The sequence below is a fragment of the Actinophytocola gossypii genome, from assembly GCF_025165815.1.
Classification (GTDB): domain Bacteria; phylum Actinomycetota; class Actinomycetes; order Mycobacteriales; family Pseudonocardiaceae; genus Actinophytocola; species Actinophytocola gossypii.
The window spans coordinates 529,556-544,393 of the sequence record NZ_JAFFZE010000009.1; the positions used below are offsets into that span (position 1 = coordinate 529,556).

The following is a 14,838-nucleotide window of genomic DNA, read 5'->3' on the forward strand; positions in this document are numbered from 1 at the left end:
GCCTACCGCTGCGGGCGCACCAGCAGCGCCTGCGCACCTCGCCCGACCGGGCCCCGCTCGTCGTGCAGCACGGCGAACGCCGAGCCGACGCCGACGGGGCCGATCGCCGTGGCGGCGTCCAGGGCCATCCACTCACCGATCGGGTCCCGGTACAGGTGCACGGTCAGCTCCGAGTTGATGAACAGCCACTCGCGCGGGTCCATCCGGCTCGACACCCCGTTGCCCGAGTCGGCGAGCACCATCAGCCGCTGCAGGCTCGTCGGCCGCTCGTCGGCCACCAGCGCGACGCCCTGCCTGGCCCACACCGTCGCCGGGCCGGGACTGCCCAGCTCACCGGCCAGCGACCGCCACTCCATCGCGTCCAGGTAGCCGCCGCCCCAGCTCTCCGGGCGGTACATCGGCCGGGCGGCCGACGGCGGTGGCAGCGGCGCCTCCAGGTCACCGGCGACCGGTGACGTGTCCGTGTGGACGTGCCGCCACGCCCGGCACCGCGCCACCACCCGGCCGTCCGAGCGCAGCTCCGCGGCCAGCAGCTCCACCGACCGGCCCGGCCGTTCGACGCCGGCCTCGACCTCCAGCTCGGCCACCGGCACCGGGCCGAGGATCTCCACGGTCAACCGGGCGAACGACATCGGCCCGGCGGCCGGCAGCGACTCCAGCGCGCGGGTCAGCAGCGCGCTCGGCGGGCCGAGGTGCTGGGTGTGCGGCGACCACGGGCCGGCGCTGTGCTTCGTCGAGGCGAACCGGCCACCGCCGAGCGGCTCGTAGAACGCCTCGGTGTACTCAGTCGGCTCGGTCAAGGGGGGTCTCCTCACCAGCGTCCGGTTCCGGCCAGCCGGGGTACTCCGGGGGCGTCCCGCCGAACGCGGGACACAGCGACTGGTGCGCGCACCAGTCGCACAGCCTGCTCTTGTTCGGCCGGAAGTCGCCGGTGCGCCCGGCGCGCAGGATCGCCTGCCACACCGCGTCGAGCGTGCGCTCGAACCTGGTCAGCTCCGCCTCGTCCGGTTGGTAGGTCAGCGACTGCCGGTCGGCCAGGTACATCAGGCGCAGCTGCCGGGGCACCACGCCACGCAGCCGCCACAGCACCAGCGCGTAGAACTTCATCTGGAACAGCGCCTTCGCCTCGCCGATCTCGCGCGGGGCGGTGCCGGTCTTGTAGTCGACGACGCGGATCTCGCCGGTGGGCGCCACGTCGAGCCGGTCGACGTAGCCGCGCAGCAGCACGCCCGAGGTCAGCTCGGTCTCCACGAGCAGCTCACGCGCCTCCGGGTCGAGCCGGCGCGGGTCCTCCAGCGTGAAGTAGCCGTCGATCAGCCGCGACGCCGTCTCCAGCCACGCGTCCTCGGCGTCCGGGGCAGCACCGTCGGTGAACAGCTCGGCGAGCTCGGGGCGCTCCTCCCGGAGTCGTGCCCAGACCGGGGCCAGCAGCGCGTGCGCCCGGTCCGGCACCCGCTCGGCGGCGGGCAGACCGAACAACTCCTCCAGCACGGCGTGCACCACGATGCCCCGGACCTGCGCCTGCGTCGGCTTCTCCGGTAACCGGTCGACCGCCCGGAACCGGTACAGCAGCGGGCACTGCTTGAAGTCGCCGGCACGGGACGGCGACAGCGCGGGCCGCCGGGGCCGCGGTACCTCAGCGTCCGCTGCGGCCTCGGTGTCCACGGGCAGGTCGGCGGTTTCGGTCATGGGGAGACCCTAGGCGAGGGCCCCGACAGTTCCGCCGGACCCGGCCCCGCCGTGTCGTCCCCCCGATCGGGCGGCGCGGTCATCACGGCGTTCCCACACCAGGGCGCCTACGCTCATGGGGGTGACCGACGCCGCGCCATGGACAGCGGACCGCGAGGGCGGCCTGCTGCTGTTCCGGTTCCGCGGTGTGCCCGTACTCCTGTCGCCGTCGTGGTGGCTCGGCTCGGTCGCGGTGATCGTGCTGTACGCGCCGCTGGTCGAGCGGTTCCTGCCGCAGGCGGGGGCCGTGGTGTCGATCTCGCTGGCCGCCGCGTTCGCGGTGCTGCTCGGCGCGTCGGTGCTGGCCCACGAGCTGGGGCACTGCGTGGTCGCACTGCACCTCGGCATCCCGGTACGGCGGCTGCGGTTGTTCCTGCTCGGTGGGCTCGCGGAGATCACCAGGACCCCGCGCCGCCCGGGGCACGAGGGCGTCATCGCGGCGGCCGGACCGGCGGTGTCGGCGGTGCTGGCCGCGGTCTGCGGCGCGGTGCTGCTGGTGATGCCGGCCGAGGGCCCGGTGTGGCTGCTCGTGCTGGAGTGCGCGGTGGCCAACGTCGCGGTCGCGGTGTTCAACCTGCTGCCCGGCCTGCCGCTGGACGGCGGACGGATGCTGCGTGCCGGCGTGTGGGCGGTCGTGGGTAACCGCAGCGTGGCGACGAAGGCGGCGGTCGTCGGCGGCTGGCTGGTGGCCGGGCTGCTGATGCTGTGGGCGATGTGGGGGATCGCGACCGAGAGCCCGGACCGGTGGCTGCGGCTCGGGGTGTGCGCGCTGACGGCGTGGTTCGTGGCGTCCGGCGCGCGCGGCGAGCTGGCCGCCGACCAGCGGCGGACCTGGCCGGAGGGCCTGGCGCTCGCGGACCTGACCCGGCCGATCCTCCAGCTGCCGGCGGAGAGCCCGGTGGCCGACGCGCTCGGGGCCGCGGCCGGCCGGGGCGTGGTCCTGGTGCGTGCCGACGGCGTGGCGGCCGGCCTGCTCGACCCGTACGCGGCGGAGCGGCTGGCCGAGCGGTCCCCGATGGCGCCGGCCGAGCAGGCCGCCGAGCCGATCCGGCCGGAGTCCGTGCTGCTGGACTCCGAACCGGGGGAGGAGATCGTCGAGCGGGTGGCGGAGACCCCCGCGTGGCAGTTCCTGGTGGTGGACCAGGACGGCCGCCCGGCTGGCGTGCTGCGCCGCGAGGACCTGCGCGCCGGCCTCACCGGGCGCGCGGGCTGACCGGGAGCGTACGACTCGCGCGACGGGAGGGTACGACTCGCGCGACGGGAGGGTACGACTCGCGGGGTCAGCCGGTGGGGATGGGGTTGGGGATGCCGGAGGTGTCCTCGTCGGGGCTGGCGCCTTCGGAGGCTTCGGTGTCTTCGGAGCCCTCGCTGGGGGGCGGGGTGGAGCCGTAGAGGCCGCAGACCTTCCAGGCGCCGTCCTCCTTGGCCAGGGTCATGTCGGTGTCGGCGCCGGGTTCGCCGTCGACGGTCTGGGTGAGGGTGAAGGAACCCTCGTTCTCGGTGGACTGGAAGTCCTCCATGCCGACCTCGATGGTGCCCGACGGGCCGGTCTGGCCCGCGTCCTTGGCGTCGCCGATCTCGCGCTCCATCCGCTCGAAGTCGTCGGCGCAGGTCACGGCCTCCATCGGGCCGAGGTCGATGTCCGCCAGGTCGGTGTTGACCGTCTTCTCCAGCTCCCGCACGTAGGCCTCGGCGGCCGTGCGGGCGTCCCCGCCGCCGTCCCCGCCCCCGCCACCGGAGTCGTCCTCGTTCGACATCAGCATCCACACGCCGAACCCGCCACCGCCGAGCACGAGCAGCCCGACGACGACCAGCGTGACGATCAGGCCCGTCCTCGACTTCTTCGGCTCCTGGTCGAACGACGGGAAGCCCTCGGGGCCGTTGGCCAGCCACGGCGGTGTCTGGGACGGCGGTTGCTGGTACGGGGGCTGGCCCTGCGGCTGCCCCCACGGGCCCTGCTGACCGTACGGGCCGGGTTGCTGCGGCGGATACGTCATGGTCTCCCCTGGATGGGCTCGGCGAGGCCGCCAGAGTAGTGCGGGTACCCCCATTCGGCCCCGGCCGGGTGTCTGCGACGATCACCCGAAAGCACCGGGAAGGGAGCAGAGTGGGCGAGATCAGGGCGAGCGGCCCGTTCCGTGAGGGCGATCGGGTGCAGCTCACCGATCCGAAGGGCAGGCACTACACGCTGGTGCTCACCCCGGGCGCGCAGTACCACACCCATCGCGGCGCGGTGTCCCATGACGACGTGATCGGCCAGCCGGAGGGCTCACTGGTCACCTCCGTCGGCGGCACCGCCTATCTGGCGTTGCGCCCGCTGCTCGCCGACTACGTGCTGTCCATGCCGCGCGGCGCCCAAGTCATCTACCCGAAGGACGCCGGGCAGATCATCATGTGGGGCGACGTCTTCCCCGGCGCCCGGGTGCTCGAGGCCGGCGCCGGCTCCGGCGCGCTGACCTGCTCGCTGCTGCGTGCCGTCGGCCCGACCGGCACGGTGACCTCCTACGAGGTGCGGGCCGACCACGCCGAGCACGCCGAGCGGAACGTGACCGCGTTCTTCGGCGAGTCGCCGCCGAACTGGGAGCTGCGCCTCGCCGACCTCGCCACCCACGAGGGCGAGGTGGACCGGGCGGTGCTGGACATGCTCTCGCCGTGGGAGATGCTGCCGGTCATGGCGCGCAGCGTCATCCCGGGTGGCGTGCTCGTGGTCTACGTCGCCACCACCACGCAGCTGTCCCGGGTGACCGAGGCACTGCGGGAGCAGCAGTGCTGGACCGAGCCGCAGGCGTGGGAGACCCTGATGCGCCCATGGCACGTGGTCGGGCTGGCCGTCCGGCCCGAGCACCGGATGGTGGCGCACACCGCGTTCGTGCTGGTCACCCGCCGGCTGGCCGAAGGCGTCACCCCGCCGCGGCTCCAGCGCCGCGCCCAGCGCGGTTAGCCGAGCGCGGCCGCGCGGGACTCGAGGTAGCGCTGCTCCGGCACGCTCAGCGTCCGGCGCGCCGCGGTCAGGTAGGCGTCGCGGGCGGCCGCGCGGTCGCCCAGCATCGTCAACAGGTGGGCGCGGACGGCGTCCACGCGGTGCCCGGTCAGCCCGTCGCCCGCCTCGGCCAGCTGATCGAGCCCGGCCCGCGCGCCGCGGCGGTGCTGCACGCGCGGCTGTCGGAGCGGGGCGTGGACGTCGACGAGCTGCTCGCCTGGAGGGCGTGCCGCCGATGTTCGACCTCCGTGACCCGGACGGCAACGTCCTGTACGTCGGCCAGGCCGGCTAGGGCACGCACCAGCTTCCGTCCTGGCGCTTCTCCAGGGTGAGGTCGACGAAGGTCGGCTCGATGCCCTCGATGCGCAGCTCCAGCGGAACCGTGGCCTCGTCGCCGTCGATCGTCGGGTTGTCCCGCAGCGCCGCGGTGACGCCCGGGGTCAGGTCCTCCGCCTGGCCGACCGAGTCGGGGTCGCACGCCAGCTCGGACATCGCGTCGACGTCCTGGGTGTTGATGGCGTTGATGGCGTCCTCGGCGACCGTCCGGGCGGCGGCCTGCTGGTCGTCGTCCGGGGGCGGGGGAGCGGTGACCGCGCCGGTGGCGTTGCCGGCCGGCGGGTCGGACACGGACGGGGGCGCCTGCTCCGGCGGGGGCGGCGCCTCGCCCGAGATGGTGGGGACCTCCGGGTTGCTCGCCTCGTCGGAGTCCGACTGGGTGAGCAGGTACACGACCACGCCGACGACCGTCAGCACCACCACGGCGCCGATGGTGATCAGGACGAGCCGGTTCCGACCGGTCTCCGGGTCGGTCTGCGGATCGGTCCCGTGATCGGCCTCCGGGTCGGTCATCGCTCGGCCCTCAGATCGCCACGCACCAGCGGTCCTCCTCGTTCTCCATCAACAACGCCGTCTCGTCGTCCCCGACCAGCACGGTGGCGCTGGCCACCGGGCCCTCGATCACCTCGACCCCGGTCAGGGTGACCTCCCGGCCCTCGCTGACCGAGAACAGCGTGCCGGGGTCCGTGCCCCGGCAGGTCAGCGCGGTCGCCGCGGCCTCGTCCCGCGCGTTCACCGCGTCGACGTAGCCGGCGGCGACCGACCGCAGGTCCGTACCGCCGGGCGGCGGTTCGATCGCGGTCGTGCCGGCACCGGTGCCCCCGCCGGGGGCGGGAGCGGTGGCCGTCCCAGGGGTTGTCGTCCCGGGACGGGTGGAGGTTACCGGAGGAGTCGGTGCCGGATCCGCCTCCGGAGACGGCTCGGGGCCGGGGCGCACGATCAAGTACACCCCGACCCCGATGCCACTGAGGATCAGTACGGCGATCAGCAGCAGTAACGCGATCATCGCGGCCCGGCGAACCAGGGGCCGGTCGGTGATCAGGCCTGCCCCTCACCGCAGAACCGCCACTCACCGTCCTCCTCGACGATGCTGATGAAGATCTTCGGACGCTGCGTCTGGCCGCCCTGCGACAGCTCGAGGTCGATGTTGGCCCGTGCCGTGGAGCCGTCGATCTCCGGCTCGCCGTTGGCGGTCGCGGTGATGTCGAACGGCGCGAGCTGCGACTCCAGCTGCGAGGTGTCGGTGCCGTACTCGTCCTTGTACGCCTGGCACGCGTCGTTCACCACGGTGGTGAAGCTCTTGCTCTCGTAGGCGTCCATGTACGCCTCGCGCACGTCGTCCGGCGTGTTGCCCGCGTCACCCGAGTCGCCGTCGGAGCCGCCGGAGTCGTCACCGGAATCGTCCCCGGAGCCGCCGCCCAGGCCGCCGTCCTCGCTCGGCTCCGCGCCCTCGGACTCGTCCTCGGACGGCTCCTGGCTGGTCGTGGGGTCGCCGTTCGCAGCGGTCTGCTTGTCGTCGTCGTTGTTCAGCAGGAACAGCGCCGTGCCACCGCCGCCGATCACCAGCAGCGCGATCAGCACGATCGCGACGATCATGCCGGTGTTCTTCTTCTGCGGCTCCGGCGGCTGACCGCCGCCGCCATACCCGCCGAGGCCCTGGTAGGCGGTCTGTCCGCCGTACTGCGGCTGCTGCTGTTGCGGCTGGCCGTACGGCGGCGACGGCTGCCCGTACTGGGGCTGCCCACCCTGGGGCTGCCCGCCGTACTGTGGTTGGCCGTAGGGCGGCGACTGTGGGGGCTGCTGACCGTACGGGTCCTGCCCATATGGACCTGGCTGCTGTGGTGGATAGGTCATCGCGCCCCGAACTCCTTCATCGATCTGCCTGTCACAAGCCTAGACGGCCCGGATGGCCGGCTCGTTCCAACCATCGGTATGGCGCCCACCACGCGAGATCGCCGCCGGACCAAGGCCCGGCGGCGATCTCGTTCGTCGCTGTCGACCTCAGCCGGCGGGCGTCAGGTTGGTGACGCACCAGGCGCCGTCCTGGTTCGACATCTTCAGGTCCATCTCCTGAGTGCCGGCGCCCTCCGGGATGCCCTCACCGCTGATGGTCATGGTGACCTTGGCAACCGCCTCGCTCTCGCCTTCCTGCGAGACCTCGCCAAGCTCGGCGCTCACCTCGAAGTTCTCCGGAATACCCATGGCATCCGGATCGATCTCCTGGTCGACGTCACTCTCGGTTCCCCCGCAGGTCAGCTCGGCCAGCGCCGAGCTGTCCTTGTCGTTGAACGCGTCGACGGCGGACTGGGCGAGGCCCTCCGGGCTGCCGGTGTCCCCACCACCACCGCCGAGGGTGAAGATCAACACGACCACGACGGCGATGACCACGACGCCACCACCAGCGAGGATCCACGGCATCGGGCTCTTCTTCTGCGGGCCGCCCGGGCCGTAGCCGTACGGGCCCTGCGGCTGCTGGCCGAACTGTCCGGGTTGCCCCGGCTGTCCCGGCTGTCCGAATCCCCCCGGCTGCTGGGGCTGCGGACCGGTCTGCGGGAACTGGCCCTGCTGCGGGTAGCCCCCCTGCTGCGGATATCCCCCCTGTTGTGGATAACCGCCCTGCTGCGGGTAGCCGCCAGGCTGCTGTGGTCCCGGCTGCTGCCCGTAGCCCGGCTGCCCTCCCCACTGGCCTGGCTGCTGCGGCGGCTGCGACATCGGATGCTTCTCCATTCATTACGGCGAACGGGTCCGCCAAGTCTGGTGTGGACGACATGTCGTCCTGGTTCTGACGCACGGTAGCGGGTCGTCGGTTCCGTGCCTCGCTGAGATGGCGCAATCTACTCCGGCACCCGTGCCCGGGAGTGTCGTTTCGGCAGCAAGACACGATCGTTCCGAGATGTGGATGGTCTTCTTTTGTCGGTGTGCACCGGTACCGTGGGGGTAAGACAGTGGACGGGAGGAGGTGCCGACATGCAGCACGATCGTCCCGGTGGTCGGCCGGAGGAGGCCGACGAGCACGGCGCTGGACCCGAGCCGGGCTCTGGGCACGAGCCGTCGGAGGCGGCCCAGATCCGGTTCCTCGAGGAGGAAGTAGCGCTGCTGCGCCGGAAGCTGACCGACTCGCCACGGCACGCACGGCTGCTCGAGCAGCGGCTGGCCGAGGCGTCCGAGCGGGTCAGCCAGCTGACCGAACGCAACGCCAAGCTGGTCGAGACGTTGCGCGAGGCGCGGAGCCAGTTGCTGGCCCTGCGGGAGGAAGTGGACCGCCTGGCGCAGCCGCCGAGCGGGTACGGGGTGTTCCTGGCGGGACACGAGGACGGCACGGTCGACGTGTTCACCGCGGGCCGCAAGATGCGGGTCGCGGCGTCCCCGGCGGTCGAGGTCGACCAGCTGCGCCGAGGCCAGTCGGTGCGGCTCAACGAGGCGCTCACGATCGTCGAGGCCGGTGAGTTCGAGCGGATCGGCGAGGTGTCGGCCCTGCGTGAGCTGCTGGCCGCCGACGTGGATGGTGACCTGCCCTCCCGTGCGCTGGTCGTCGGGCACGCCGACGAGGAGCGCGTGGTCTGGCTGGCCGACCCGCTGCGGGACGCCACGCTCAAGCCGGGCGACTCGCTGCTGGTCGACGCGAAGTCGGGCTACGCCTACGAGCGGGTGCCCAAGGCCGAGGTCGAGGACCTGGTGCTGGAGGAGGTGCCGGACGTCGACTACGAGTCGATCGGTGGCCTGTTCCGGCAGATCGAGCAGATCCGCGACGCGGTCGAACTGCCGTTCCTGCACTCCGAGCTGTTCCACGAGTACGAGCTGCGGCCGCCGAAGGGCGTCCTGCTCTACGGCCCGCCGGGCTGCGGCAAGACGCTCATCGCGAAGGCGGTGGCGAACTCGCTGGCCAAGCAGGTGGCGGCGATCAGGGGTGACAACAACGCCTCCGAGGCGAAGTCGTACTTCCTGAACATCAAGGGCCCGGAGCTGCTGAACAAGTTCGTCGGCGAGACCGAGCGGCACATCCGGCTGATCTTCCAGCGCGCGCGGGAGAAGGCCTCGGAGGGCACGCCCGTGATCGTGTTCTTCGACGAGATGGACTCGATCTTCCGCACCCGAGGAAGCGGTGTGTCCTCGGACGTGGAGACCACGATCGTGCCCCAGCTGCTCAGCGAGATCGACGGTGTCGAGGGCCTGGAGAACGTCATCGTGATCGGCGCCTCCAACCGCGAGGACATGATCGACCCGGCGATCCTGCGCCCCGGCAGGCTCGACGTGAAGATCAAGATCGAGCGGCCGGACGCCGAGGCGGCCAAGGACATCTTCTCCAAGTACCTCACCCACAAGCTGCCGATCCACGCCGAGGACCTGGCGGAGTTCGGTGGCGACTCGGGTGCCTGCATCGACGCGATGATCCAGCACACCGTCGAGCGCATGTACTCCGAGACCGAGGACAACCGGTTCCTGGAGGTCACCTACGCCAACGGCGACAAGGAGGTGCTCTACTTCCGCGACTTCAACTCCGGCGCGATGATCCAGAACATCGTCGACCGGGCGAAGAAGGCGGCGATCAAGTCGGTGCTGGAAACCAAGCAGCCCGGCCTGCGCGTGCAGCACCTGCTGGACGCGATCGTCGACGAGTTCGCGGAGAACGAGGACCTGCCCAACACCACCAACCCGGACGACTGGGCGCGGATCTCCGGCAAGAAGGGCGAGCGGATCGTCTACATCCGCACGCTCGTCACCGGCAAGAACCAGGAGTCCGGCCGGGCGATCGACACGGCCACCAACACCGGTCAGTACCTGTAGCGGCATGACGGTCAGGGCGGCGCGCCTCCAGCGCACGGGGCTGGGGCTCGCCGCCCTCGGCCGTCCGGCCTACATCAACGTCGGCCGCGGCGAACTGCCCGCCGACCGGTCGGTCGAGGCCATGCGCGCGGCCACCTGGGCCGTCCTCGACGACGCCTACGCCGCCGGCGTGCGCTGGGTCGACGTGGCCCGCTCCTACGGCCGCGCCGAGGAGTTCCTGGCCGGCTGGCTCGACGCGCGCACACCCGCCGACGTCACCGTGTCCAGCAAGTGGGGCTACGCCTACGTCGGCGACTGGCGGGTCGACGCGCCGGTGCACGAGGTCAAGGAGCACTCCCTGGCCCGGTTCACCGCCCAGTGGGCGGAGAGCCGTGCCCTGCTCGGCGAGCGGCTCGCGCTCTACCAGGTGCACTCGCTGACCCCGGACAGCCCGCTGTTCGACGACCTGCCCCTGCAGGACGCCCTCGCGGCCCTGCCGGTCCGGGTCGGCTTCTCCACCTCCGGCCCCCGGCAGGCCGACACGGTCCGCCGCGCGCTCGCGCTGGAGCGGCACGGGCGGCCGGTGTTCACCGCCGTGCAGTCGACGTGGAACGTGCTCGAACCGTCCGTCGGCGACGCTCTGCTGGAGGCACGCTCGAGCGGCGCTCACGTGCTGGTCAAGGAGGCGCTGGCCAACGGACGCCTCGCGGTGGACCCACCGGCGCCCCTCGCTGCGGTTGCGGAGCGTGACGACGTTGGGCCGGACGCGGTCGCTCTGGCCGCCGCGCTCACCCGACCGTGGGTGGACACCGTCCTGCTCGGTCCCGCCGGGCCGGGGCAGCTGCGCAGCAACCTGGCCGCCCTGCGGGTGCCGGATCCGACGGCCGACCTGGCCGGCCTCGTGCTGGCTCCGGAGGCGTACTGGGCCGACCGGGCCGCCCTGTCCTGGTCCTGACGCGCATCGCGGCCGTTTCCCCGTAGGCTTGGGTCATGCGCCGGATCATGGGCACCGAGGTCGAGTACGGCATCGCCGTACCTGGAGACGCCACCGCCAACCCGGTACTGACCTCCACCCAGGTCGTACTGGCCTACGCCGCCGCCGCGGACATCCCCCGTGCTCGCCGCGCCAGGTGGGACTACGAGGTCGAGTCGCCGCTGCGCGACGCGCGCGGGTTCGACCTCGGCGCCCCGGGCGTGCCGCCGTCCGACCCCGAGGTGGAGGACCTCGGCGCGGCCAACGTCATCCTCACCAACGGCGCCCGCCTCTACGTCGACCACGCCCACCCGGAGTACTCGACGCCCGAGGTCACCAACGCCCGCGACGCGGTGGTCTGGGACAAGGCGGGGGAGCGGGTGATGGAGGAGGCCGCCCTGCGCGCGGCCACCGTGCCCGGCCAGCCCCGCCTGCAGCTGTACAAGCACAACGTGGACGGCAAGGGCGCGAGCTACGGCTCGCACGAGAACTACCTGATGGCCCGCAGCACGCCGTTCACCGCGGTGATCGCGGGGCTCACCCCGTTCTTCGTCTCCCGCCAGGTCGTCTGCGGCGCCGGCCGGGTCGGGATCGGCGCGGCGAGCGAGGAGGCCGGGTTCCAGCTCTCCCAGCGCGCCGACTACATCGAGGTCGAGGTCGGGCTGGAGACCACCCTCAAGCGCGGCATCATCAACACCCGCGACGAGCCGCACGCCGACGCGGACAAGTACCGCCGCCTGCACGTCATCATCGGCGACGCGAACCTCGCCGAGACGTCCACGTACCTCAAGGTCGGCACCACCGCCCTGGTCATGGACATGATCGAGAGCGGCCTGCGGTTCGACCACCTCAAGCTCGCCGACCCGGTCCGCGCGGTGCACACGCTGTCCCACGACCCGACCCTCAAGGCCACGGTCGAGCTGGCCAGCGGCCGCAAGTACACCGGCCTGGACCTTCAGCACGCCTACCGCGAGCTCGTCGCCGAGAACCTCGACCGCACCGAGCAGGACGAAGTCTCCCTGCACGTGCTGAGTACCTGGGGCGACATCCTGGACGCGCTGTCCCGCGACCCGATGGAGTGCGCGGACCGGCTCGACTGGCCGGCCAAGCTGCGGCTGTTGGAGGGCTTCCGGGCCCGCGACAACCTCGGCTGGGCCTCGCCCCGGCTGCACCTGGTCGACCTGCAGTACTCCGACGTGCGGCTGGACAAGGGCCTCTACAACCGCCTGGTCACCCGCGGCTCGATGAAGCGCATGGTCACCGAGGAGGAGGTGACCTCGGCGATCACCAACCCGCCCTCGGACACCCGCGCCTACTTCCGCGGCCGGTGCCTGGAGAAGTACCCGAACGCCATCGCGGCGGCCTCCTGGGACTCGGTCATCTTCGACCTCGGCCGGGAGTCGCTGGTCCGGATCCCGACGTTGGAACCGCTGCGGGGCACGAAGGCGCACGTCGGCGAGCTGCTGGACATCTCGGCGACCGCCGAGGCGCTGGTCGACGAGCTGACCGGCAACACCAGGAAGTAACGGTCCAGCGACACTGTCGGTCCCGGCCGGTAATCTTGAGACAGACCCCGATACGGGAGGCGACATGGCCCAGGAGCAGACGCAGCGGCAGGGCGGCGGCGACGGCGACGATGATGTCGACGGCGCCGCGCCAGCCGGGCAGGAACGCAGGGAGAAGCTCGGCGAGGACGTCGACACGATCCTCGACGAGATCGACGACGTGCTCGAGGAGAACGCGGAGGACTTCGTCCGCGCCTACGTCCAAAAGGGCGGCGAGTAGGCCCCCGACCCACCACTAGCATTTCCCAAGAACCCCGAGACGAGGAGTCCCCGCCGTGACCATGCCGCTGTACGCCTCTCCCGAGCAGTTGATGCGGGACCGCTCGGAGTACGCCCGCAAGGGCATCGCGAGGGGCCGCAGCGTCGTGGCGCTCAAGTACTCGGGCGGGGTGCTCTTCGTCGCCGAGAACCCGTCGACGGCGCTGCACAAGGTGTCCGAGATCTACCACCGCATCGGCTTCGCGGCGGCCGGGCGGCACAGCGAGTACGAGAGCCTGCGCCGGGCCGGCATCCGGCACGTCGACCTGTGGGGCTACGCCAACGACCCGCGGGACGTCTCCGCGCGGCAGCTGGCCATCGTCTACGCCCAGACCCTGGCGTCGATGTTCACCGACCAGCTCAAGCCGTTCGAGGTGGAGATCTGCGTCGCCGAGGTCGGTGCGACGGCCGAGTCCGACCAGCTCTACCGGCTGACCTACGACGGCTCGATCGTCGACGAGCCGCAGTACCTGGTCATGGGCGGGCAGACCGACCCGATCGCCAGCTCGATGAAGGACTCCTACCAGGAGGGCATGTCCCTGGAGGACGCGCTGGCGGTCGCGGTGCGCGGCCTGTCCGCGGGCAGCCCCAACAACGGCGACAACGGTCACGGCGTCGGCAAGCTCGAGGTCGCGCTGCTGGAGCGCTCCCGGCCGCACCGGGCGTTCCGGCGCATCGAGGGCGCCGCCCTCACCGCGCTGCTGCCGGCCGACGCGCCCGAGCCGGAGGACAAGCCGGAGGGCGAGCCGGTGGACCCGAAGCCCGAGGACGACACGTCCGGCGGGAGCTGACAGGTCCATGACGCGTTCATCTCACTCGGTGTCGGCCAGCCACGTTCCGGCCCCAAGCGCCTAGGCTTAGGGAATGCAGCGGCGGATCTTCGGCATCGAAACCGAGTTCGGCGTGACCTGTACGTTCCACGGACAGCGCAGGCTGAGCCCGGACGAGGTCGCGCGGTACCTGTTTCGGCGAGTGGTGTCCTGGGGTCGTTCCTCCAACGTCTTCCTGCGCAACGGCTCGCGCCTCTACCTGGACGTCGGCTCGCACCCCGAGTACGCGACCGCGGAGTGCGACGACCTGGTGCAGCTGGTCACGCACGACAAGGCGGGCGAGCGGATCCTCGAGGACCTGCTGGTCGACGCCGAGCGCAGACTGGCCGACGAGGGCATCGGCGGGGACATCTTCCTGTTCAAGAACAACACCGACTCGGCCGGAAACTCCTACGGCTGCCACGAGAACTACCTGGTCACGAGGGCGGGGGAGTTCTCGAGGATCGCCGACGTCCTGCTCCCGTTCCTGGTCACCCGCCAGCTCGTCTGCGGCGCCGGCAAGGTCCTGCAGACCCCGCGGGGCGCCGTCTACTGCCTCTCCCAGCGCGCCGAACACATCTGGGAGGGCGTGTCGTCGGCCACCACCCGCTCCCGCCCGATCATCAACACCCGCGACGAGCCGCACGCCGACGCCGAGCGCTACCGCCGCCTGCACGTGATCGTCGGCGACTCGAACATGGCCGAGCCGACCACGCTGCTCAAGGTCGGCAGCGCGAACCTCGTACTGGAGATGATCGAGGACGGCGTGCAGTTCCGGGACTTCAGCCTGGACAACCCGATCCGCGCGATCCGCGAGATCAGCCACGATCTGACCGGCCGCCGGCTGGTCCGGCTGGCGGGTGGCCGTGAGGCGTCCGCCCTGGACATCCAGCGCGAGTACTTCTCCCGCGCCGTCGAACACGTGGCCCGCCGAGGTCCGGACCCGGTGGCCGAGCGCGTCGTCGAGCTGTGGGGCCGGACGCTCGACGCCGTCGAACAGCAGGACCTGACCAAGATCGACCGCGAGATCGACTGGGCGATCAAGCACCGCCTGGTGGAGCGGTACCGGTCCAAGCACGGCCTGGAGCTGTCCAGCCCGAGGATCGCCCAGCTCGACCTCGCGTACCACGACATCCGGCGTGGCCGGGGCATCTTCGACCTGCTCCAACGCAAGGACCAGGTGACCCGGGTGACCGACGACGGCGAGATCGAGGCCGCGAAGGACACCCCACCCCAGACCACCCGCGCCAAGCTCCGGGGCGACTTCATCGCCGCCGCGCAGCAGGCCGGCCGGGACTTCACCGTCGACTGGGTGCACCTGAAGCTGAACGACCAGGCCCAGCGAACCGTCCTGTGCAAGGACCCGTTCCGCGCGGTCGACGAGCGGGTGGAGCGCCTGATCGCCTCGCTCTGAGCTGCTGGACG

At 71.7% G+C, this 14,838-nt stretch carries 16 protein-coding genes; 8 read left to right on the top strand and 8 right to left on the bottom strand.

Annotated features, from left to right (window positions below):
• Window positions 1-2 precede the first annotated feature (2 nt).
• Window positions 3-800: a thioesterase family protein gene (locus JT362_RS10840; protein ID WP_260190959.1), complete on the bottom strand. Its 798-nt coding sequence runs from the start codon at window positions 798-800 to the stop codon at window positions 3-5.
• Window positions 784-1,689: a RecB family exonuclease gene (locus tag JT362_RS10845; protein ID WP_260190960.1), complete on the bottom strand. Its 906-nt coding sequence runs from the start codon at window positions 1,687-1,689 to the stop codon at window positions 784-786. Before JT362_RS10845 ends, JT362_RS10840 begins: the two co-directional genes overlap by 17 nt.
• A 121-nt stretch (window positions 1,690-1,810) precedes the next feature.
• On the opposite strand from JT362_RS10845, the gene JT362_RS10850 reads away from it, so the two are divergent.
• Window positions 1,811-2,941, top strand: coding sequence for a site-2 protease family protein (locus tag JT362_RS10850; RefSeq protein ID WP_260190961.1), 1,131 nt, complete (start codon window positions 1,811-1,813; stop codon window positions 2,939-2,941).
• Between the two features lie 67 nt (window positions 2,942-3,008).
• On the opposite strand, the gene JT362_RS10855 is transcribed toward JT362_RS10850, so the two are convergent.
• Window positions 3,009-3,725, bottom strand: a complete 717-nt coding sequence (locus JT362_RS10855) for an Rv0361 family membrane protein (RefSeq protein ID WP_260190962.1) — start codon at window positions 3,723-3,725, stop codon at window positions 3,009-3,011.
• A gap of 119 nt (window positions 3,726-3,844) precedes the next feature.
• Between JT362_RS10855 and JT362_RS10860 the strand changes: the two genes are divergently transcribed.
• Entirely contained in the window at window positions 3,845-4,669 is an 825-nt protein-coding gene (locus JT362_RS10860) for a tRNA (adenine-N1)-methyltransferase (RefSeq protein ID WP_260191051.1), read from the top strand.
• On the opposite strand, the gene JT362_RS10865 is transcribed toward JT362_RS10860, so the two are convergent.
• The 5 genes from JT362_RS10865 to JT362_RS10885 form a co-directional block, all read right to left on the bottom strand.
• Window positions 4,666-4,881: a hypothetical protein gene (locus JT362_RS10865; protein ID WP_375546467.1), complete on the bottom strand. Its 216-nt coding sequence runs from the start codon at window positions 4,879-4,881 to the stop codon at window positions 4,666-4,668. The two genes, JT362_RS10860 and JT362_RS10865, sit on opposite strands and share 4 nt — an antisense overlap.
• 115 nt (window positions 4,882-4,996) lie before the next feature.
• On the bottom strand, window positions 4,997-5,557 hold the full coding sequence (locus JT362_RS10870) for a hypothetical protein (protein WP_260190963.1): 561 nt from the start codon (window positions 5,555-5,557) through the stop codon (window positions 4,997-4,999).
• A gap of 10 nt (window positions 5,558-5,567) precedes the next feature.
• Window positions 5,568-6,050, bottom strand: coding sequence for a hypothetical protein (locus tag JT362_RS10875; RefSeq protein WP_260190964.1), 483 nt, complete (start codon window positions 6,048-6,050; stop codon window positions 5,568-5,570).
• A 32-nt stretch (window positions 6,051-6,082) separates the two neighbouring features.
• Window positions 6,083-6,898: a flagellar basal body-associated FliL family protein gene (locus JT362_RS10880; RefSeq protein ID WP_260190965.1), complete on the bottom strand. Its 816-nt coding sequence runs from the start codon at window positions 6,896-6,898 to the stop codon at window positions 6,083-6,085.
• Between the two features lie 147 nt (window positions 6,899-7,045).
• The gene (locus JT362_RS10885) at window positions 7,046-7,756 is read right to left on the bottom strand and encodes an Rv0361 family membrane protein (RefSeq protein ID WP_260190966.1); all 711 of its coding nucleotides are present in this window, start codon (window positions 7,754-7,756) and stop codon (window positions 7,046-7,048) included.
• A 255-nt stretch (window positions 7,757-8,011) separates the two neighbouring features.
• Between JT362_RS10885 and arc the strand changes: the two genes are divergently transcribed.
• From arc to pafA, 6 genes are all read left to right on the top strand, one after another.
• Window positions 8,012-9,829 (top strand): proteasome ATPase, encoded by a 1,818-nt coding sequence (gene arc, locus JT362_RS10890; RefSeq protein ID WP_260190967.1) that lies wholly within the window; start codon window positions 8,012-8,014, stop codon window positions 9,827-9,829.
• 4 nt (window positions 9,830-9,833) lie between these two features.
• Complete coding sequence (locus JT362_RS10895) at window positions 9,834-10,763, top strand: aldo/keto reductase (protein WP_260190968.1); 930 nt, start codon at window positions 9,834-9,836, stop codon at window positions 10,761-10,763.
• A 35-nt stretch (window positions 10,764-10,798) separates the two neighbouring features.
• A complete protein-coding gene (dop, locus tag JT362_RS10900; RefSeq protein ID WP_260190969.1) occupies window positions 10,799-12,307 on the top strand; it encodes a depupylase/deamidase Dop in 1,509 nt (502 codons plus the stop codon).
• Window positions 12,308-12,320: 13 nt separating this feature from the next.
• Window positions 12,321-12,566 carry a ubiquitin-like protein Pup gene (locus tag JT362_RS10905; protein WP_260191052.1) on the top strand — a complete coding sequence of 82 codons (246 nt, stop codon included), beginning with the start codon at window positions 12,321-12,323 and terminating at the stop codon, window positions 12,564-12,566.
• A 55-nt stretch (window positions 12,567-12,621) separates the two neighbouring features.
• On the top strand, window positions 12,622-13,395 hold the full coding sequence (prcA, locus tag JT362_RS10910) for a proteasome subunit alpha (RefSeq protein ID WP_260190970.1): 774 nt from the start codon (window positions 12,622-12,624) through the stop codon (window positions 13,393-13,395).
• Between the two features lie 73 nt (window positions 13,396-13,468).
• Window positions 13,469-14,827, top strand: coding sequence for a Pup--protein ligase (pafA, locus tag JT362_RS10915; RefSeq protein WP_260190971.1), 1,359 nt, complete (start codon window positions 13,469-13,471; stop codon window positions 14,825-14,827).
• Window positions 14,828-14,838: the final 11 nt, after the last annotated feature.

What these genes read in the sequence shown, in the direction of transcription:
- JT362_RS10845 (WP_260190960.1), bottom strand. Translation starts at nt 1,689, where the DNA reads ATGACCGAAACCGCCGACCTGCCCGTGGACACCGAGGCCGCAGCGGAC.
- JT362_RS10855 (WP_260190962.1), bottom strand. Translation starts at nt 3,725, where the DNA reads ATGACGTATCCGCCGCAGCAACCCGGCCCGTACGGTCAGCAGGGCCCG.
- JT362_RS10870 (WP_260190963.1), bottom strand. Translation starts at nt 5,557, where the DNA reads ATGACCGACCCGGAGGCCGATCACGGGACCGATCCGCAGACCGACCCG.
- JT362_RS10875 (WP_260190964.1), bottom strand. Translation starts at nt 6,050, where the DNA reads ATGATCGCGTTACTGCTGCTGATCGCCGTACTGATCCTCAGTGGCATC.
- JT362_RS10880 (WP_260190965.1), bottom strand. Translation starts at nt 6,898, where the DNA reads ATGACCTATCCACCACAGCAGCCAGGTCCATATGGGCAGGACCCGTAC.
- JT362_RS10885 (WP_260190966.1), bottom strand. Translation starts at nt 7,756, where the DNA reads ATGTCGCAGCCGCCGCAGCAGCCAGGCCAGTGGGGAGGGCAGCCGGGC.
- arc (WP_260190967.1), top strand. Translation starts at nt 8,012, where the DNA reads ATGCAGCACGATCGTCCCGGTGGTCGGCCGGAGGAGGCCGACGAGCAC.
- JT362_RS10895 (WP_260190968.1), top strand. Translation starts at nt 9,834, where the DNA reads ATGACGGTCAGGGCGGCGCGCCTCCAGCGCACGGGGCTGGGGCTCGCC.
- dop (WP_260190969.1), top strand. Translation starts at nt 10,799, where the DNA reads ATGCGCCGGATCATGGGCACCGAGGTCGAGTACGGCATCGCCGTACCT.
- pafA (WP_260190971.1), top strand. Translation starts at nt 13,469, where the DNA reads ATGCAGCGGCGGATCTTCGGCATCGAAACCGAGTTCGGCGTGACCTGT.